This is a genomic window from Acetomicrobium thermoterrenum DSM 13490, assembly GCF_900107215.1.
In the GTDB taxonomy this organism is placed as follows: domain Bacteria; phylum Synergistota; class Synergistia; order Synergistales; family Acetomicrobiaceae; genus Acetomicrobium; species Acetomicrobium thermoterrenum.
In genome coordinates this window covers 148666-167342 of sequence record NZ_FNPD01000001.1, presented here as the reverse complement: position 1 = coordinate 167342, position 18677 = coordinate 148666, and the positions used below count along the sequence as shown (strand labels likewise).

The following is an 18677-nucleotide window of genomic DNA, read 5'->3' as shown; positions in this document are numbered from 1 at the left end:
CTATTTCCTATCTGCTATTATGTTAAATAATAGCAGATGATCGCAACAAAGTCGATTACATACCCACAGATCCCTCTTTACATATGTCGTAACCCGTGATATCATTGCCGACAGGCAATTCCTCGTATTAATATCATGCTAAAATATTATCTTACAAAGGTGGGGTATCGATGAAATTGACACCGCGGGGTTGCAAAAATATCGGCGGCGACGTAGCGCTGAGCGTTGAAGAGCTGCGAAGGGATTTCATGGAGGCCTTTGTCCCTTACGGCTACCGGCCCTTTTGGCCCTCGGGACTGCAGCTGCTTGAATCCATAACGGACAAGATAAGCCCCAACTTGCACAACCGTTTTTTGGTGACTAACTCCTTCTTCGGAGAACCCTGCGCCGTAAGAACGGACGTGACGTTGGGCGTGGTGGATTACTGCGCTTCCCACTTCGAACCCCACGAACGGCCCCTTAGACTCTGCTACACAGAACGGATATACAGGAGGCCCAAATCTCCTGACAAAAACGTCGAGAAGCTGCAGATGGGTGCCGAGCTCATAGGATGGGAGGGAGAAGGTGCCGACGTGGAGCTCATCTCTCTCCTCCTTTCCTTCTTAAACGGGCTCAACTGCCCCAAGATCGCCCTCACCCTCGGTGACGTTTCCCTTATACAAAGGGCCATTAAGAGCTTGCCATCGCCCCACGGCAAAGTCCTTTTGGACTGCTTGGAAAGGGGAAGTCTCGACGAATACGCGGAGGCGGCAAAAAACCTTCCTCCCTCTCCACTTTCGACCTTTTTTGAGGAGCTTCCCTGGCTCAAGGGCAACGCCGAGGTGCTGTACAGAGCATCGGAGCTTCTCGACGAAATGGAAGAGGCCATAAGGCCCTTAAAGTTAATCTACTCCGAGCTTGCAAAGCTTGGCCACGAAAATTCCATCGTCGTGGACCTCTCTCTCGTAAGGGAACTCGACTATTACAGCGGCCCCATCTTCGACGTTTACTTCGAGGAGACGGGCGTATCCGTGGGAGGAGGGGGGAGGTACGATCGCCTGCTCGAAGCCTGCGGCATGCTAGGACAGGCAGTGGGCTTCGCCCTCGACCTTGAGAGGCTTGCCTTGAGCGTGAACAAAAAGAGAGGCAAAGCTCAGAAGATACTGCTGTGGGCACAGAAAAATGCACCCTCCTACGTCCTCAAGTGCGCCGAAGAGCTCATCTTACTCGGTTACAGCGTCGAAATTCTGTGGCGGGAAAAGGATCCCGATATTAGGGAGCTCGCCAGGATCAAAGGATACGACCTCCTTTTGGACTTAAACAGGGGAAACATTATAGAGCTGTCTTCGGGAGACGAGACATTTTTGGACGATTTTCTGGGAGGGGAAAACGATGATTAAGATTGCCATACCTACTGGCAGGATTCAAAAGGAGGCCATCGAGGTTTTAAAGCGCGCTGAAATACCGACCAAAAACCTCGAAAGCGCCTCGAGGGAGCTCGCCATAGATGAGGAGAACTTCCGCTTCTTCCTGGCTAAGCCAATGGACGTTCCCCTTTACGTTTACTACGGCACCACAGACCTCGCACTGGCGGGAAGCGACGTGCTGATGGAAGTCTCGGCGGACCTCCTCGAGCTCGTCGATACCGGCTTAGGGCGATGCAGGATGGTCGTTGCCGGACCAAGAAGCCTGAAGGCCAGGTTCGACGGAAACGAAAAGGAACTCATGTGGCTTCGCGTGGCCACGAAATATCCCAACATAGCGGAAAGGCACTTCGCCTCCAAGGGGGTTCAGGTCGATATAATAAAACTTCACGGCTCCGTGGAGCTTGCTCCACAGCTTAACATCGCCGACTGCATAGTCGATATAACCCAGACGGGAACCACCCTCGAGGCTAACGATTTGACCATCTTAGAGGAGGTATGCCCCGTTTCCTTGAAGCTCGTAGCAAGAAAACACGGCAGCTCCTCCTACTGGAGGGAGTGCCTGAACATAACGGAAAGCATAAAAAATATTGTCGGGAGGATGAAAGATGTATGAAGCTTTTCGCCAGACCGAGGAAACTACAGTAAGGGTCTCTTTAGCCCTCGAAGGCGAGGGAATCGAAATAGACGTGCCCGTCGGCTTCCTAGGCCATATGCTTGAACTTCTGCTTTTCAACGCAGGTGTGTACGGCAGGATAGAAGCAAGGGGAGACACCCACGTAGACGACCACCACACCGTGGAGGACGTGGCGATTACATTGGGAAGGGCTTTGAAGGAATTGTGGACTTCAAGGCAGATCGAAAGGTACGGCTGGGCAGCCGTCCCCATGGACGAAACGCTAGTTTTGGCGGCAGTCGACGCTAGCGGAAGGGGAAGTCTCTCCTGGAAGGGATGTTTTCCCTCTCCCAAATGCGGCAACTTCGATACGGAACTCATACCGGAGTTCTGGCGTGCCTTCAGCAGAGAGGCTGCCCTTACGCTGCACCTTCAGGCTTTAAGCGTAGACAACTCCCACCATCTTGCCGAGGCGACCTTCAAGGCCGTGGGAAGGGCTTTGAAGCAGGCGCTGAAGTCTTCTGAAAGACCTTCGAGCACTAAGGGGGCGATCATTTGATCGGCGTAATTGATTACGGAGCCGGAAACATAGGAAATGTCATGAGGGCCCTTGCAGCCCTAAAAATGCCGGCAGAGGTCTTGAAGAAACCAAAGGACGAAAGAAAGCCCCTCTCCCTTTTGATCCTTCCCGGCGTCGGATCATTTCCCGCTGCCTACCACCACCTGAAGGAGGCTGGGTGGACGGATTTTTTAAAGGAATATCGCGATGGCGGAGGGGCCATCCTCGGTATTTGCCTTGGCATGCAGATGCTCTGCAAGGGAAGTTTTGAGGAGGGCTACACTCCAGGGCTGGGCTTCATTCCGGGTGAGGTCGTGAGGCTTGAGGCAAAGCCCTGGCCCCATATCGGCTGGAACGAACTTCGCTGGCGCAAAGACAGGGCAGCCGAATTTGACGCCAAGCCCTTCGAGGGCGCCGACGTCTACTTCGTCCACGGCTACTGTCTACTCGAGTCGCAAGCCTGTATCGCCACCACCAAGCTCGGTGAAAAAAGCTTCGTCTCCGCGGTGAAATGGGGCTTGATCATGGGCTTTCAGTTTCATCCCGAAAGAAGCGGCAAACTCGGCCTGGCTCTTTTTAAGTCGGCCATCCTTTCGCTAAGGGGAGGCAAAGGGAAATGAAGATATATCCTGCCATAGACTTATATGAAGGAAAGGTCGTAAGGCTTTATCAGGGCGATTTCGACCGCTCCTGGACCATAAGCGGCGACCCCCTCCAGGTGGCAAGAGTTTTAAAGGAAATGGGGGCAAGGGAAATCCACGTCGTAGACCTCGAAGGAGCAAAGGAGGGAAGCCCAAAAAACATCGGTCTCCTTCCCAAGCTAAAGGAGATCTTCCAAGTCATTCATTTCGGCGGAGGGCTAAGAAGTCCCCAAGAGGTGCAAAAGGCGCTTGAAATGGGCGCCGACAAGGCTATGGTGGGAAGCCTCATATGGACGAAAGACGCGGAAAAGTTATGTAACCTTGCGCCCAGAATAATCCCTGCCCTGGACGTAAAACAGGGAAAGGTCGCCCTGGCGGGTTGGCTTAAGACTGTCCCCTTAAATCCCCTTGAAACCGTAAAGAATTTGAGCGAAATGGGCTTTGAAACCATCTTGGCGACTGCAACGGAAAGAGACGGCACTAAGAGGGGACCCGACTTGGCCCTTTATGATGCTTTGGTCAAAAATTCGGACATGAAGATCATTGCGGCGGGCGGAATAGGCTCCATCGAAGACGTTAAAGCCCTCAAAAAACTAGGCCTTTTTGGAGCCGTCATAGGGAAAGCCCTTTACGACGGCAGCCTTGACCTTAAAAAAGTGCTCGAGGAGGTAGAAGATGCTTAAAAAAAGAGTTATACCCTGCCTTGACGTCAAGGGCGGCTGCGTCGTCAAAGGCGTTCGCTTTCAAAATCTGAGGCAGCTGGACGAACCGGCAAGTTTGGCCGAAAAATACATGGAAGAAGGGGCCGACGAGCTCGTATTTCTCGACATCTCCGCTTCAAGCGAGAGGAGGACCACCCAAATGGAGTGGGTGCGCGCGGTAGCAGACAGGATATTTATCCCCTTCACAGTCGGCGGCGGGATTGATTCCGTCAAAACGGCAAAGGAGATAATATCCCTGGGCGCCGATAAGATATCGCTTAATACCAGAGCCCTTGAAGACCCTAATTTGATAAGGGAATGCGCCCTCCTCCTCGGAAGCCAGGCCGTCGTTTTGGCCGTCGACGCCAAGATGACAGGCGAAGGCAGGTGGGAGGCCTACGCCGGAGGGGGAATCGTACCAACCGGCAGGGACGCAATCGAGTGGATCGAAGAAGGATGCAGCCTGGGGGCGGGAGAGGTGCTGCTTACCTCTATCGACAGGGACGGCACCGACTCAGGTTACGACCTCAAGCTCATAGAGGCTGCAAGAAATGCCGTAAGCGTTCCCATCATCGCCTCAGGAGGCGCCGGAAAGCTGCAACATTTCGTCGAAGCCCTGAAGGCGGGAGCCGATGCGGTGCTGGCGGCATCAGTCTTTCACTTATGTGTCTACAACATCGCAGAGGCAAAAGACGCGCTGGCGGAAGCCGGCTTTCCCGTGAGAAGGACGTGGTAAGACGATGAAGGAAGGGACAACCGTAAATTTCGACGAAAGAGGCCTCATCCCCGTCATAGTGCAGGACAGCACAACAGGAGAAGTCCTTATGCTCGCCTACGCCGATGAAAAAGCTTTGGAGCTTACGCTCAAAAAAAGAGAGCTTTACCTTTTCAGCCGCTCGAGGGGCGAATTGTGGCACAAAGGGGAAAGTAGCGGAAACATAATGAAGGTGCGGGAAGTCAGGCTCGACTGCGACGGAGATGCGCTGCTTGTCATGGTAGATCCTGCCGGCCCTGCCTGCCATACGGGCCAAAGAAGCTGCTTTTTCAACACACTCTTAAAGGGACTGAAAGGAGACGTGACCTTCCCTGGTAGGCTGTGGAGGTACCTTCTCAAGCGAAAGGTCGCCCCTCCCGAGGAAAGCTACACAGCCAGACTGATCGCCCAGGGCCGACCCAGGATAGCTCAAAAGATCGGGGAGGAGGGAGTAGAAGTTGCCATCGCTTTGACGCAAAACGATAGGGAACAAATCATATACGAGGCATCGGACCTCCTCTATCACCTTTTCGTGGGACTGATCTCTTCCGGCGTTTCCCTTGAGGAGATTTGGGAGGAGTTGGAGTCGCGTCACGGGAAAAAGGATATATGACGCTGCATCGTCGCCCGAAAAAGGCCTAAAAGACCGGCTCAAGCTTCAGGCGTGAAGGGATACTAAGCTCCTCGTCCAGGACAAATTTCCCCTCTTGAAGTTTCAGGATGGCCACCTTTCGCTCCCTGGGCCTGTGGGTCGCCGCATCGGAAAGAAATACCTGCGAGCCCAGGGCGAAAGCATAGGGCAACACCTCGCCATCCTTTTAAAGGGCAAGATCTTCGCCGAAGGCCGACAACACAACAGGCCCCGCCCTCCCAAGGGCTTCAACCTACTTCATGCCTTCCAAGAAAACAAAATTGGTACAAAGGGGGAGCTTGCCCCTTTTTGCGCTCCTCCGTCTACATGGGGCATTATCTTTTGTAGCCAATTATATCCCTCAAGAGGGCCTTTCTTTCTGCGATGTGGGATTCCTCTTCCACGCCCTTGGAGGGGTAGCCGTCTACGACGCCCGCCACGCCACGCCCCATGTCGGTCTCAAACACCAACAGTTGAAGAGGGTTTGCCGTCGCTGCGTATATTCGACAGACCTCCTGGACGTCCTTGATCCTGTTTAACACGTTGATGGGATATCCCTTACGAAGGAGTATTACGAAGGTGTGACCCGCCGATATCTTTTGGGCGTTCCTTATCGCAGCATCGGTGAGATCCTTGGCGTTGCCGTCCCACCTGATCAAGCAGGGCCCCGAGGCCTCGCAAAAGGCTATCCCAAACTCAAGAGTCGGTGAAGCCGTCGCCAAAGCCTCGTAAAGGTCTTCGACGGTCTTTATGAAATGACTGTGACCAACTATTATGTTACAATCATCGGGCATTTCCATATCGACTACTTCCCATTTGACCGGTTCAGACATTTGCATTGCACCTCCTGCTTAAATTTTCTTCGAAACCCTCGCTTAAAAGCAGTTCACAGAGCTCGCAAAAGCCGCATTTCGACGAAGGGGGTATTATCACGTCGGCCATCTCGCGAATTTCCGAAAGGGCGTCCGCCGGCGCCGCCCTAAAGTCCGACATCCTAAGCATCTCAAGGTCGTTCATGTGATCTCCCACGCCCACGATGAAAGCGTCTCTTTTGCCCGATATTTCCTTTAAAGCTTCCAGTGCCGCCCCTTTGGAGACCCCTGCGGGAAGGACGTCTAAAAAGTCGTCTCCGGCCAGGGTGAGGTTTGCCGCTTCCTTTAGCCTCTCTTCCAGCAGGGACTTCAGCTTTGAAACCAGAAGGGGCTTGCCGAAAAATATCACCCTGAAGACCTCTTCATCCAGGCGCGAGGAGACGAGAAAGGGCTTCAACTCCACGTCGAGGGATTTGAAATAAGTTATGGTCAAAAGGTCGCTGGGCCGACAAATCACCGACTCGTCGCCGTAGACCTGAATTTCCAAGGGCAAATCAAACCCCAGGCCGATCACCTCTGCGGCGATCTGTCTTGGTATCTTTTTTTCGAAGTAGACTTTCCCCGTCTTTGGGTCCATGACCCGCGCACCGTCGTAAACGATGGCAGGACAGGCCGTCTTCAGGGCCTTTACGTGAGGTAGCGCTCCGGCCAGTATCCTGCCTGTGGCAACGATCAGGCTCCACCCTGCATCCTGAAGAACTTTTGCCGCCCTTGCCACCTTGGTTGGGACTTTATCGTTTCTGATTATCGTGCCGTCGAGATCGACGACCACCCATCTATCCGTCAACAAAAGGTCCTTTTTCATGTCATCATCCTTTTTCGCTCTCATGCCTATTCCTGCCGTCTTATTTTAGACCAGAACCGCGCTTTATAAAACCCTTAAACTACAAAGGGAAAGCGAAATGTCAACGCCGGCTTTAATTTGACCCATCTGTGCCGGTTTAAAAATGACCCACCCCGGCCTTCAACTAAACATTGGCTTGGGGGTTTTTATACAGCCCCGTCTTCGCTCTGTCCTTCAGACGGTAACTGTTTCCCCTGATGTTAATGATATGGGCATGATGTAATAGCCTGTCCAACACTGCTGTCGCTAGTACCGGATCGCCCAGCAGCTCTCCCCATTCACCGAATCCCTTGTTGCTGGTCAGTATTATGCTCCCCCTTTCGTAACGTGCGCTTATAAGCTGGAAAAACAAGCTTGAACCAAGGCTATCCAAAGGCAAGTATCCCACTTCATCTATCACGAGCAGCTTTGGAGATGAATATACCTTCATCCGCCTCATTAAAGATTGATTTTCGTATGCCCTTTTTAGGTCTTCTACCATCCTCATAAGGGTGGTGAAGTACACCGAGATACCACGAGAGAGCGCTTCCATTGAAAGGCCGACAGCGAGGTGCGTTTTGCCTACGCCGGGAGGGCCTAAAAGCACCACGTTTTCAGCTCTGTAGGCGAAGGCCATGGTGGCAAGCTCCTTGACGAGTTTTTCGTCTACACCTGGCTGGAAATTAAAGTCGAATTCCTGCAAGGTCTTCTTATGCGGCAGTCTAGATAACTTAGAGCGCACCTCTATGTTTCTCCTCTGTCGCTCCGCTACCTCCGCCTCGAGCAGCTCATTTAAGAACGATAGATAGGTGTAGTTTTCGCCTTGTGCCCTCTCCAAGAAGGCGTCAAGGTATTTGGCAGCGGCAGTCAATCCTAAGCTTTCCAAGTTAGTTTTTGTCATTTCAAGCTCTATCATTTCGTATTCACCTCAGGATAGGACGTCGTAAACTACAAGCGATCGCCTTTGGACTTCCAAAGACGCAAGCTTCGTCGCCCTAGGTTTGGGATAGAGGCGTCCTTCTGCTTCCTTTATCCCCTGATACTGGCCTTCAAGGTAGCACGTGCTCCTTGAGGTGTAGCGCTTTTGATGTGAAGCTATTACTTTCTCGTCGCAAAGGATCTCTATCGTGCCGCTTAATTCTCTTACCATGACCTCGTGTCCGCTATACTGCCATGGAACGCCATACCTCACTCCGTCGTAACTTACGAGTGCATCTCTTTGGACCTTCCTCACCTCCGTCAAGAACCTGTGGTATTTATTGAAAGTAGGAAGAGGCCTTAGGTTTTCTTCCTTCAACCTGTCGATGGGCCTTTCGCCCAAAGTTCCATGTATTCGTCTGTTTTTTTCATCACACCAGCTTAGAGCCTGCCGGTTCAAGTCGCCGTAGTCCGAAAAGCGCCTACCTGCTAAGAAGTTCCCCTTCACGAACTCGATGCCTCGTTCAACTTTACCCTTTGTCTGGGGACGATAGGGCCTACATACCTTTGGAGTAAACCCTAACGTTGCCGCCAGGTCAGAAAAGTTTGCATTCCATATAGGCTTTCTGTCATCTCCTATGCCTAAGATCACGGTCTTCATCCTGTCTGTAAGCAGTACGTCTGTAACACCGCCGAAGTATTCAAAGGCATGAATAAGACAGCGGTTAAAGGCATTGGCATTGCAGCGGTTGGCAAATTCCGTGTATATGGCCCTCGAGTATCCCAAGACCATCACGAAAAGGTACAGCTTTCTCACCTCGCCGCTTACTTCGTCGATGTACGTATATTCCCCCCAGTCTGCTTGTGCTTGCTCTCCAGGTTTCGTCTCGTATCGGCGCACGGCAGGCGTTTGCCTGGGTGGCCTAAAATCCCTTACGTAATCCCGCAATATCGTGCGTCCGCCGGCATATCCTTCTGCCTTTATCCTTTCGTAGATGACTTCGCAGTTGAATACGCCTTGATCCATTAGCTCTCCTACAGTTTTCTTATATTGGTCGAGCTTAGAACTGCGCCTGCGATGCGGCTTCCTCTCTGGGATCCCACCAGCCTTTAAGTACTTTCTCACAGTATTCCTCGAACGGCCCGTTTCTCGAGCTATCGCTCGAATACCCTTGTCTTTTGCCCTTAACTCATGTAGCATGATTATCGACTCACTCCTTAGCATTTATTTCCCTCCGATCTGAAGCTATCTCAAGAGGGATTATTAGCTAGGGAGTGGGTCATTTTCAACCCGTTGATCCTGGGTCAATTATATGCCGGTGGTGACAGAAAACCCGCAGTGCGTTTTCGCTTTCCCTTTTAGCCTAATTGACCTTGCTTGATTGCATCGATCGAAAAAGCTACTTTTTCTTGTTAAGCTCCAGAATCACGTCGTTGGTGATGTCAACGCCTCCGAAGAAGACCTGGTTTTTATCCAGCACTAATGTAAAGCCCTTCGCCTGGGCCACTACGCGGATGGCCATGTCTATATCCTTGAACAAGCCCTCCATCATCTTCTGTTCCTCGATGGCGGCCTCCTGTCTTTTCTGCATGAAGATCCTTCTCTGCTCTTCCTCGGCCTTGACGGTTTCCATGGCCATCTTCGTCTCCTGCTGTTTCTTGTCCATCATGGCTTGGATCTGCTTTTGCGTATCCTGAAATTTCGGATGATTGAACAGCACCTTCTGGGGATCGATAATGGCGATCTTCTCAGCCGCCACGGCCGCCCCCGTCACTGCGACGACACACACTAATGCCAACATGATCACAGACAAATATTTGCGAACCACTACAAACCACCCTCCTAGATATGAACGCATAAAAATAAGCCCATAACAACAGTCTCGACTTCTCCGTCGATTTTGCAATTTTGCAATAAGGAAATTGTACTTCGACTGCAAAGTTAAGTCCAGGTATAATTACCTATGATAAGACATCTTAAGTCAAGGGGTGGAGACTTTGTCCTGCATAGCTACCTTCTACGTGACCCATATGGCCCTGATGTTCGAAAGGGAGTGTAAAAATGCAGGCTACGACGTGCGAATTGTTCCCGTCCCGAGGAAACTCTCGGCAAGCTGCGGACTTGCCTGCAGATATCCCTGCCGGGCCGAAGATGAAATAAAAAAGCTTTGCCTTTCGAAAGACATCGAAGTCGAAGCCTTTCACCGACTGGAGGATTGAAGATGATAGTCAAATTTTACGCCACCCTTCGTGATGTTACGGGAAGCAGGGAAAAAAAGATCGAAGGATACGAAACCGTGGGCGAACTTCTCAAGGACCTTGCAAAAACCTACGGCAGGGATTTCGAAAGGCTGGTGCTTAAAGGCGACGGTCTCGTGCAGGGAGCGATGGTCCTCGTAAACGGAACCCACATAGCCCACCTGCAGGGCTTCGACACCCCGCTCGGGAAAGACAGCGTCATAGACGTCTTCCCGCCCGTAGCCGGCGGCTAATAACCTTTTAGCCTTTCTTCGTACTTTCTTTTGAGCTCGCGATAGGTATCTTCCGAGATGCGACCGTCGAGCAAAGCCCTTTCCAAAACATCCAAGCGCCTTTCGAGCTCTTCTTTGTCGGCCAAAGGAGCCCTATCGTCGTAGCCAAAGGGCGTTTTTTCGTTTCCTTCGTCTCTTCTTGGCGGGCTTGGGGGACTTTGCGTGGGAAAGTACTTGTTCCAAAAAAGAGACGACATGAGCCACCAAAGCCCCAAACCCACCAACACCAGCACCAAAGCCATCACAATCATACCTGGAAAAAACATAAAAGGCGCCGCCCCCCACATGTGATACATCTCATATTTTCCTCCTAAAACGAACCTGTAAAAGAAAATTGCCCAAAGGACGACAAAAGCTATTGCCAAAAAACCAAGTATTAAGGTGATCCACCTCCCACACCTGGGACCAAAGGGCCAAAGGGGGCCTCCACAAAAAGATCTCACTCCGGTTAGCCTCCTCTTCGACCTTCTGCGATATATCTTTGGATCAACTCCCTGAGACGGGAAACCACCTTCTGGGATAAAGATAAGGGCAGGCCGTCGACGAAGGGGCTTCGTTCAAGGGTCTTTCCGTCTCGAGCTTCTGCGTCTAACATGGCAAGCATCATGTGAAGCTCCTCTCCCTCGTCGTGAAGCAAGTCTTTTTTTAAAAGACAGGAAAGTAAAGCGACCAGCCCGTAACATCCCCAGTTCGAGACGTCGCAGGCTATCGCCCCGTCGCTTTTAACTACGGACAAACACCTGCCAAATTCCGGCGCCGAAAGGGCGAGCTTTTGAAGGAAATTTCCCATTCCCGCCTCGTTTCCCCCATCGCCTATACCTAAAGACCTCACTTTGAGGAAAAAATCCTCCGCCAAGGACAGGGCGTCGTCCAAGGGATCGGTCACGTCGGTTATGTCGATGCCCCTCATATTGTAGTAGCGGCCGTCCCTTGCCCTGCCGGGCCTTTCGATAAAGATCAAAAGGTCGGGGTTAAACTTTAAGATATGCTTTGGTTTTGAAGCGATAAAGACCTTGGGACCTTTCAGGGCAAAAGAGGCAGCCTCCGTCACGCCCCGACAGCGCCAGTCCGTAGCTATCAAGGCCCTCTTTCCCAACGCTTTCAGGGCCCTGCCCAAAACGGCCGCCCCCATAGGACCGTCCGTCTCGGCAGCCCCTGCCTCTGCGACGAAAAAACCCGTGATTATCAAAGGCCTTTCCGAAGAAAGCAACAACTTCAAAGCTTTAAGAAAATCCTCTGTCTTCGAAAAACGGGAAAGCTCCCTTCCCGTAAAGCCCGAAGAAACCAACGACATTACTTCTTTTAGAGTTTCTTCGCCGAGGATCAGGTGTCTTTTTAAATCGAATTTTGAGCCAAACATGTCGAAAACAAGCCTTCTGCCCATCATATCGAAAGCATGTCCATGAGGGAAAGAAGGTCGGCGCTCAAGGGCTTTTTTTCCTCCCAGGCCACCGACAGAGGAGGCGTCGCCATCTCGTCTTTTTGCACAGCCGTCATGACACCGCTTTTGCCTTCCATGAGAGCCTCTACGGCGCAGGCTCCCATGCGCGAGGCCAAAACGGCGTCGAAGGCCGTGGGACTTCCGCCGCGCTGGATGTGACCCAAGACGGTAACGCGCGCTTCGTAGCCTGCCGTATCCTTGAGCCTCAAAGCCAGATCCTGGGCGCTCATGACGCCTTCGGCAACGATGATCAAAGAATGGGTCTTGCCCTGGCGCCTGGCGTTGTAAAGCTTATCGCAAAGCCTTTCAATGTCAGAGGGTATCTCCGGCACGAGGACGTATTCGGCACCCGAGGCGAGAGCCACCATGGAAGCCAGGAACCCGGAATTTCTGCCCATGACCTCAACTATAAAAAGCCTGTCGTGGCTTGAGGCCGTGTCTCTGAGCTTTCTGACGGCGTCTAAAGCGGTGTTTACTGCCGTATCAAAGCCAATTGTCACGTCGGTGCCGGCTACGTCGTTGTCTATGGTCCCGGGAATGCCCACGACGGGAAACCCTTTTTTATAAAGGGCCCAGGCACCCTTAAACGTGCCTTCGCCGCCTATCAGGATAAGCCCGTCAAGGTCCAGCTCCTTTAAGCGGTCTAAGGCCTCCACCTGCCCCTCAGGCTTTTGAAACCGCTCGCTTCGGGCGGTGCGAAGGATGGTGCCTCCCCTGTGAATGATGCCCCCGACGGAGCGGCTAGTAAGGGGAACGACGTCGCCTTCAAGCAAGCCCTCAAAACCTCGCCTGATGCCTATGACCTCAAGTCCCTCGTAAATCGCGCACCTCGTCGCCGCCCTTATGGCGGCGTTCATGCCCGGAGCGTCGCCGCCGCTGGTGAGAATTCCTATGCGTTTAAGCTCCATCCCCTCTACTCCTTTTCAAGCTCTTCGATTCGCTCTTCGACCATATCGATTTCCTTTTCTATGCCCGCTATCTGCTCCTCGAGCTTGCTTTTTTGCTCCTTCAGCTGGTTCAACCGCCTGATCAGCCTCTCGAGCTCCAGGCGCGAAGCAGCGCGGCCCTCGTAGAGCTTTGAAGGATCGTCCTTGGAAACGTCCCAGAAGAAATCTATCTGTTTTCCCATGGTTATGGGACCTATATTTCCGTCTATCGTAAGCCTCAGGGTGGAAACTCCTTCAAGATAGGATTTGCCGCTTTCGTCGTAGCGGGGAAAATATACGAGCCCCTCGCGCTTGCCCGAGAGCTTGAAATTAAATCTCTTGTCGTAGTCGGCAGGAGATAATTTCTGGCCTCCCACCCACAAAATTGCTTTATTATCGAAGGGAGCCATCCTCAAGGGTGCGCCCTTCATGTCGAAGGAAAGCATTATCGGGATGTACTCCTCAAGCTGCAGGGCTTTTAGCAGCTCGTATTTGTAGTTTTCGACCTCGCTTTCGGTCCAGAGGTTTTTATCCGCTTCACGTTGTACCAAGGCTTCGATGTACTCGGCCGAATAGTAGGTAGCGACTATGGTGAGCTCATCTCCCAGCTCCCCGCGAGTCGTATAGGTCCTGCTCCACTTTTGAAGGATTGAGTCGAAATCAGCGGCAAAAGATGCGATCTCACAAAGAAGGAGCACAGAAAATGCCAGCAATATACTTCCAAAAAAACGAATCCTTTTATTCATTCCAATACCTCCGCAAAGCACAAATTTTCTTTAAAAGAATGGACACGTGAAAAATTATAGCTCACGTCGTGAGAAAAAAAAAGACCGGGCAGTTTGCCCGGTCTTTTTTAGGCCTTATTACTGAGTCTGAGCTTAGAAGAATATCTGAGTGCGGAAGCGGATCAAGCTGTCGTCTTTAAGGTCCCCGTCAAGTTCAGTCCATCCTCTGTCGTAATCAACGTCGTCGTAAGCAAGTTCAAACATGACGGTCGGGGTGTACCAGTACTGAACGCCAAAGGTCCAGTTGGTGATATCAAAGCTGCCGGCCAACCCAGCATAGCCTTCAGGATCATGCTCAAACTGACCGTAGCGCTGATACGTTGCCCACTTATCGCTCCACTTCTGCTGCAAATATGCAAAAATTACCTCGGTCTCGAACACGTTATTCACAGGAGACTCCATCAAGGCCGGCGTAACCTCGGCACCGTAAGCGCTCCACGGTTGCAAAGCAGTGTGGAAGTTGGGATCTAGCTTGGCATACTCGAGCCAGAGGCTTGTAAACTTCAAGGTGTCCTGAGACACATCGATGATGGCCTTGTAGGCGTTAGGCGAATCGTCGAATGTGACGCCAGCAATATTGGGCCCATCGTGATCTTGCATGAAGTAAGCGCCCTTGAATTGAAATCCCGGAGTGAAGGTGATGCCGAAATCTGCCCAGTAAACGCCGTAGTCATAATAGGATATATCTGTACCCCAAGTGCCTGTTGCATCGACATCCTGCACAGTACCGTCGTTATCGTAGTCGAAATACAGACCGCTTAAGGCGAAACGGAACTTGTCGTTCACATTGAAGTTGAAGCGCGCGCCGTAGTTATATCTATCTTGGCCTGCAACAAAGGGTTTGCCCTCTAAATCTACACCATCATTTTCATCGTGGGTGGCAAAGAAGGTAATGTCGCCCTTTGCCAGGTTCTTCCTCCAGTAGAAGCCGGTTAACACTTGGTCTGTAAACCACGCATCCTCGTCGATGTACAGGCCTGCTTCGCCTTCCCAGTCGTAGAGCCACTTACCAACCATCAACGAGGAATCCCAGGGCATCTGAATCGTTGCGTAGTAACGATCCCAGTTCACGCCGCTGGATCCGCTGCGGCCAAGACGCGCGGTAAAGGTCGTCTTGTCGTCGATCTGCTTGCTCATCCAGAGACGGAACCTGCTCAGATCGAACTCGGTCTCACCCCTGTGGGTGTAGTATCCCTGGTCGTATGCACCATCGCTTTCATCGGCCCAGCGGGCGTCGAAGCGCAGTTCGCCCCAGAACCTCCATCCTCCGACACCTTCTTCGAGGACAGCTACGCGCTCGTCAAGGGCATCTACCCTTACGCCTAAGGCATCAAGCTCGTCCTTGAACTCTACGACGAGTTTCTTCAACATCTCGACGTCTTCTTTGCTGGCCTTATCCATGTCGATAGTAGCAAGAGCCCTGGCAACGAGCATGGACATCTCATACCTCGTCATGGGCTGGTTGCCCCTGTAGGTGCCATCGGGATAACCCTGAATTATCCCCTTTGCGGCCAGCTGAGATATGGCGTCGTAAGCCCAGTGGTTCATGGGAACGTCGACGAAGGGATTGGCCGCAAATGCTGGAGCCGCAAATGCCACAAGGGCAAATACAGCTACTAAAGCTAATAACTTCTTCATGTTCGTTTAACCCCCTTGGTTAATATATATTTTGCGGATCGGCAAGGACTTTGTGCTTTCGGGGGGTCTTTTAAAGAAGTTTCCTCGTTTCCTTCTCTTTCCCCACGAAAGGTATCTTCCGTCCTGCCCTTTTTCCGCCTTCCTCACCCGCTCTCCCTTTTTGGCCGGGGGTCTTCGCACCTCCTTTCCGTGCCTTCGGGGATCGACGCAGGTGTTAGAAGCAAACCCAAGGTTATGTTGTCAAGGTGCTGCGGGGAACGCGACCAAAAGCAGGCCTTTAGGAAATCCCCATCTTGACTCAGGCTAACCTCTAGCCTTTGCTACGCTATATATGCTAGCTGGTGGCTTGAGATAAAACAATAGGTCTAAAGTCCTAATTTGCGGTACAAAGCCGCATATTGCCCTGCGATTTCACTGACGTCAAATTTTAAAGCTTTTTTGGCAGCCGAAGCTCCCTTTGCCTTTCTCGTTTCTTCAAAGCTCAGGGCCTCCTTTATGGCGGCGGCCAACTCGCTTGGATCGTTTGGCTTGACGAGCCAGCCGCAGGCTTCGTCGGCGAAGTCAAGCACCCCTCCTGCCTTCGTAGCAACAAGGGGCAGGCCGCTGGCCGCAGCCTCCAAGGCCACTATGCCAAAAGGCTCAGGTGTCTTGGAAGGAAGCACGAAAAGGTCGGCTTCCCACATCAAGGGCCTTATGTCTTCAAGAAATCCCCAAAAGGTGGTAATGTCTTTTAGGGCAAGCTTTGAGGCCAGGTTTTGCAGCACTTTACTCTCGGGCCCGTCGCCTGCAAGCCAGAGACGAAAATCGAAAAATTTGGCAAGATCAGCGCAGGCTTTGATCAACACGTCAAAGCCTTTCCAGTCGACGAACCTGCCGGCGGCCAAGATGACGAAAGTTTCTTCAGGAGTGCCTGATTTTTTTCGCATCTTTGGCACGTAACCTTTTGGCCTTTCGTAGCGGGAGACATCTATGGGATTTGAGACCACCGTTACTTTATTTTCGTCAAAGCCCAGGGAGATCATGTGGCCTGCTACATCGCTTGAGCAGGCTGCCAGGTGCGTAGCGTACCTGTAGTACTTGGCCTTGGGATATTTATCTACGGTGCAAAGCACAGGTATGTCAAGTTTTTTTCCCCAATATCCGCCTATCAGGGCAGCCTGGGAGAGGCGCGTGTGGATGACGTCAGGTTTTATCCTTTTAATTGCGTCTTTTACGCTGACACAAAATGAGGGCACCCAGGGTAAGAGGGGCTTGCAGGTATAGGCGGTAAAACCCACCTTTACGAGCATATCCTGCAAGGTGCCTCCGGGGCGGCACAGGACGAAGTTTTCTATATCCCTTTGTCTTAAGGCTTCAAGCAGCTGTATCCAGGCCTGCGCCCAGGATAGCCTGTTTTCGTCGACATAATGAAGCACGCGCATGCTACATTCCTCTCAAAATCTCATTATATATTGATATCACCCGGTCTACCATGACGTCCTTTGAAAATTTCTCTGCCCTTTCATAGGCCAGCTTTCCATATCGCGATCGCAAATCTTTATTGTCCAACAATTTTTTCAAAGAGCAGGACAGCTTCTCGATGTCTCCGATCGGGACAAAAACAGCAGCACCGTCAAAAACTTCCAAATAAACCGGATTGGCATATGCAACTATAGGAAGATGTGAAGCCATTGCCTCGAGCACTGACAAACCAAACCCCTCAGTGTACGAAGGAAAACACGCTATATCCACTGATTTCCAAAAGGAAAATGCCTGTTTCGGGTCCACAAACCCCAAAAATTTTACCTTATCAGCGAGATCCAACTCTTTGGCAAGGTTTTGTAAATATGGCATAAGTTTACCATCCCCGCCGATCAACAATTCAACATTTTCGCTTCTTCCAAGATTTGCGAAGGCTTTTATTAGATCTTCGTGGCCTTTTCCCTCGCTCATGCGTGCCAAATAACCTATTCTGACTTTATTGGAAGAAGGTAAAAGAGGGCAAGAAACAAGAGCTTCTTCCAAGTCAATGCCATTATACACACACCACGTACGCATCCACGGCATCTTTTCTCTAATAAAATTTTCTACGGCATTAGAAACGCAAATACCATGCATGAACTTTTGATAATGTTTAGGGTTTGCTATAAAACCATGGAAATGACATACTACCTTCCGTCTATAATATTTTGACATAAAGAGCAAAGTGACGGCACAAAGGACTGCTGAATGAGATAAGTGAATATGAACAATGTCATACTTTTTTAAAGCACTATAGAAATGTACCATCGATATGATATCGGCATCATTCGAGAGGGGCAATTCTTTCACTTTAACATCGTTTTCCAGTTTTTCTCTAAATATATTTGCACAACCGCCCCTTCTGGATGTCCAAATGCTGACGGAATTTCCTCTTTCGCGAAGACCTGAAGCCAACATCGCAACGACTCTTTCTGCCCCTCCCCAGGCTCGGCCATCGATCGCGTGTAACACCTTGATCACCAAACGCAATCCCCCTTTATTATCTCAAACACCCTTTCAGGCCGTACGCTCGAAAGACATCTCCTATTACAACCCCATTTTTGACAACCCTTCAAAGGACAATCAACAATGAGCTTAAATCTTATATCGCTTAAACCAACCTGTTCTGGCAGTGTTGGACCAAAAAGTCCTATCGCTGGTTTTTGCAGAGCTAAAGCCAAGTGCATTGGCCCCGTATCGCCACCCACGACATAATCACAACCATCTATTAGAGCAGCCATTTCATTAAGCCTTAGTTTACTCACGAGATTTAGGATTTTATGATTGTGTTTTTCTTGCAACGAATCTTCTATTGTTTGCGCTAGAGCTTCTTCATTTCTACCGTGACCTAATAAAATAGCGCTTCCGCCAAATGACGTGATCATAGTTATAAAACCAACCCAATTAGAGACAGGCCACCTTTTGACCTTTTTACTTGCACCTATCACGCAGGCAATACGTGGTCTGTTAAGGTTCTTTAATAAAGCATCAGTCAAACTTTTAAGCTTCTGATTAACTTTATAATATCGGCGATATTTGTCTATCTTTATTGTACGACCTAAAATTTCCTGCAAGTCCTCCCTTGGTAAATTATATACAAACGATGCCCAATCGTGCCTCCCAGCCCTGTTTTCTATGCCCGACAGCAGAGCTATCACGGCAGATCGATCTGTACCCTGAAGTGAAACTAAGTGAGTAAAGCTCGATTTTCTTATTTTTGAAATAATATTTAAAAAACCCTTACAGCCAAGGCCCCTGTACCAAACAATGACATCATCTACGAAGGGCTGACCCTTCATCAAATCTTCGTAGGGATGTGTTAACAGCCAAGTAATGTGTAAAGATGGGAAAGTTTCCTTTATGGTAGCCACATAGGGTATAGCTCTTACAATGTCACCTAAAGCGCTATAACGTATAAAAAGCATCTTTTCTTCCCCT

23 protein-coding genes are annotated in these 18677 nt (G+C 50.8%); 9 read left to right on the top strand and 14 right to left on the bottom strand.

Features of this window, described 5'->3' with window-relative positions; translation table 11 throughout:
• The first annotated feature begins 170 nt into the window (after positions 1-170).
• Genes BLU12_RS00895 through hisIE form a run of 7 tightly spaced genes read left to right on the top strand, consistent with a single transcriptional unit; the run spans position 171 to position 5287 of the window.
• The gene (locus BLU12_RS00895) at positions 171-1379 is read left to right on the top strand and encodes an ATP phosphoribosyltransferase regulatory subunit (protein WP_091459891.1); all 1209 of its coding nucleotides are present in this window, start codon (positions 171-173) and stop codon (positions 1377-1379) included.
• Complete coding sequence (gene hisG, locus BLU12_RS00890; RefSeq protein ID WP_091459889.1) at positions 1372-2019, top strand: ATP phosphoribosyltransferase; 648 nt, start codon at positions 1372-1374, stop codon at positions 2017-2019. The genes BLU12_RS00895 and hisG overlap by 8 nt, the downstream gene beginning before the upstream one ends.
• Positions 2012-2578 carry an imidazoleglycerol-phosphate dehydratase gene (locus tag BLU12_RS00885; protein WP_091459887.1) on the top strand — a complete coding sequence of 189 codons (567 nt, stop codon included), beginning with the start codon at positions 2012-2014 and terminating at the stop codon, positions 2576-2578. Before hisG ends, BLU12_RS00885 begins: the two co-directional genes overlap by 8 nt.
• Complete coding sequence (gene hisH / locus BLU12_RS00880; protein WP_091459886.1) at positions 2575-3198, top strand: imidazole glycerol phosphate synthase subunit HisH; 624 nt, start codon at positions 2575-2577, stop codon at positions 3196-3198. Before BLU12_RS00885 ends, hisH begins: the two co-directional genes overlap by 4 nt.
• Positions 3195-3902, top strand: coding sequence for a 1-(5-phosphoribosyl)-5-[(5-phosphoribosylamino)methylideneamino]imidazole-4-carboxamide isomerase (locus tag BLU12_RS00875; RefSeq protein WP_091459884.1), 708 nt, complete (start codon positions 3195-3197; stop codon positions 3900-3902). Before hisH ends, BLU12_RS00875 begins: the two co-directional genes overlap by 4 nt.
• Positions 3895-4656, top strand: a complete 762-nt coding sequence (gene hisF, locus BLU12_RS00870) for an imidazole glycerol phosphate synthase subunit HisF (RefSeq protein ID WP_091459883.1) — start codon at positions 3895-3897, stop codon at positions 4654-4656. The genes BLU12_RS00875 and hisF overlap by 8 nt, the downstream gene beginning before the upstream one ends.
• A 4-nt stretch (positions 4657-4660) precedes the next feature.
• On the top strand, positions 4661-5287 hold the full coding sequence (gene hisIE / locus BLU12_RS00865; RefSeq protein ID WP_091459881.1) for a bifunctional phosphoribosyl-AMP cyclohydrolase/phosphoribosyl-ATP diphosphatase HisIE: 627 nt from the start codon (positions 4661-4663) through the stop codon (positions 5285-5287).
• A 25-nt stretch (positions 5288-5312) separates the two neighbouring features.
• On the opposite strand, the gene BLU12_RS09920 is transcribed toward hisIE, so the two are convergent.
• The 6 genes from BLU12_RS09920 to BLU12_RS00840 form a co-directional block, all read right to left on the bottom strand.
• Positions 5313-5477: a hypothetical protein gene (locus BLU12_RS09920; RefSeq protein ID WP_159428493.1), complete on the bottom strand. Its 165-nt coding sequence runs from the start codon at positions 5475-5477 to the stop codon at positions 5313-5315.
• A gap of 163 nt (positions 5478-5640) precedes the next feature.
• Positions 5641-6138 carry an adenosine-specific kinase gene (locus tag BLU12_RS00860; protein ID WP_057940841.1) on the bottom strand — a complete coding sequence of 166 codons (498 nt, stop codon included), beginning with the start codon at positions 6136-6138 and terminating at the stop codon, positions 5641-5643.
• On the bottom strand, positions 6131-7006 hold the full coding sequence (locus BLU12_RS00855) for an HAD-IIB family hydrolase (protein WP_234945349.1): 876 nt from the start codon (positions 7004-7006) through the stop codon (positions 6131-6133). The genes BLU12_RS00860 and BLU12_RS00855 overlap by 8 nt, the downstream gene beginning before the upstream one ends.
• A gap of 139 nt (positions 7007-7145) precedes the next feature.
• Positions 7146-7916 (bottom strand): IS21-like element helper ATPase IstB, encoded by a 771-nt coding sequence (gene istB / locus BLU12_RS00850; RefSeq protein WP_091459880.1) that lies wholly within the window; start codon positions 7914-7916, stop codon positions 7146-7148.
• A gap of 12 nt (positions 7917-7928) precedes the next feature.
• Entirely contained in the window at positions 7929-9143 is a 1215-nt protein-coding gene (istA, locus tag BLU12_RS00845) for an IS21 family transposase (RefSeq protein WP_091459878.1), read from the bottom strand.
• Between the two features lie 175 nt (positions 9144-9318).
• Positions 9319-9777 (bottom strand): OmpH family outer membrane protein, encoded by a 459-nt coding sequence (locus tag BLU12_RS00840; RefSeq protein WP_009202520.1) that lies wholly within the window; start codon positions 9775-9777, stop codon positions 9319-9321.
• Positions 9778-9907: 130 nt separating this feature from the next.
• On the opposite strand from BLU12_RS00840, the gene BLU12_RS00835 reads away from it, so the two are divergent.
• Positions 9908-10138 (top strand): DUF3343 domain-containing protein, encoded by a 231-nt coding sequence (locus tag BLU12_RS00835; protein ID WP_327020372.1) that lies wholly within the window; start codon positions 9908-9910, stop codon positions 10136-10138.
• A 2-nt stretch (positions 10139-10140) separates the two neighbouring features.
• A complete protein-coding gene (locus BLU12_RS00830) occupies positions 10141-10410 on the top strand; it encodes a ubiquitin-like small modifier protein 1 (protein WP_091459875.1) in 270 nt (89 codons plus the stop codon).
• Here BLU12_RS00830 and BLU12_RS00825 read toward each other — a convergent pair.
• The 8 genes from BLU12_RS00825 to BLU12_RS00790 all read right to left on the bottom strand — a co-directional run bounded on the left by BLU12_RS00825 (position 10407) and on the right by BLU12_RS00790 (position 18664).
• Positions 10407-10892 carry a hypothetical protein gene (locus tag BLU12_RS00825; protein WP_091459873.1) on the bottom strand — a complete coding sequence of 162 codons (486 nt, stop codon included), beginning with the start codon at positions 10890-10892 and terminating at the stop codon, positions 10407-10409. The genes BLU12_RS00830 and BLU12_RS00825 overlap by 4 nt on opposite strands.
• 5 nt (positions 10893-10897) lie before the next feature.
• A complete protein-coding gene (locus BLU12_RS00820; protein WP_234945348.1) occupies positions 10898-11809 on the bottom strand; it encodes a DUF4392 domain-containing protein in 912 nt (303 codons plus the stop codon).
• Positions 11810-11832: 23 nt separating this feature from the next.
• Entirely contained in the window at positions 11833-12798 is a 966-nt protein-coding gene (gene pfkA / locus BLU12_RS00815; RefSeq protein WP_091459870.1) for a 6-phosphofructokinase, read from the bottom strand.
• A gap of 5 nt (positions 12799-12803) precedes the next feature.
• Positions 12804-13562, bottom strand: coding sequence for a hypothetical protein (locus BLU12_RS00810; protein WP_091459868.1), 759 nt, complete (start codon positions 13560-13562; stop codon positions 12804-12806).
• Between the two features lie 132 nt (positions 13563-13694).
• Positions 13695-15239: an S-layer homology domain-containing protein gene (locus BLU12_RS00805; RefSeq protein WP_091459865.1), complete on the bottom strand. Its 1545-nt coding sequence runs from the start codon at positions 15237-15239 to the stop codon at positions 13695-13697.
• Positions 15240-15604: 365 nt separating this feature from the next.
• On the bottom strand, positions 15605-16660 hold the full coding sequence (locus tag BLU12_RS00800; protein WP_091459864.1) for a glycosyltransferase: 1056 nt from the start codon (positions 16658-16660) through the stop codon (positions 15605-15607).
• A gap of 1 nt (position 16661) precedes the next feature.
• On the bottom strand, positions 16662-17720 hold the full coding sequence (locus BLU12_RS00795; RefSeq protein WP_143270365.1) for a glycosyltransferase family 4 protein: 1059 nt from the start codon (positions 17718-17720) through the stop codon (positions 16662-16664).
• Positions 17717-18664, bottom strand: a complete 948-nt coding sequence (locus tag BLU12_RS00790; protein WP_234945347.1) for a glycosyltransferase family 9 protein — start codon at positions 18662-18664, stop codon at positions 17717-17719. The genes BLU12_RS00795 and BLU12_RS00790 overlap by 4 nt, the downstream gene beginning before the upstream one ends.
• Positions 18665-18677 lie beyond the last annotated feature (13 nt).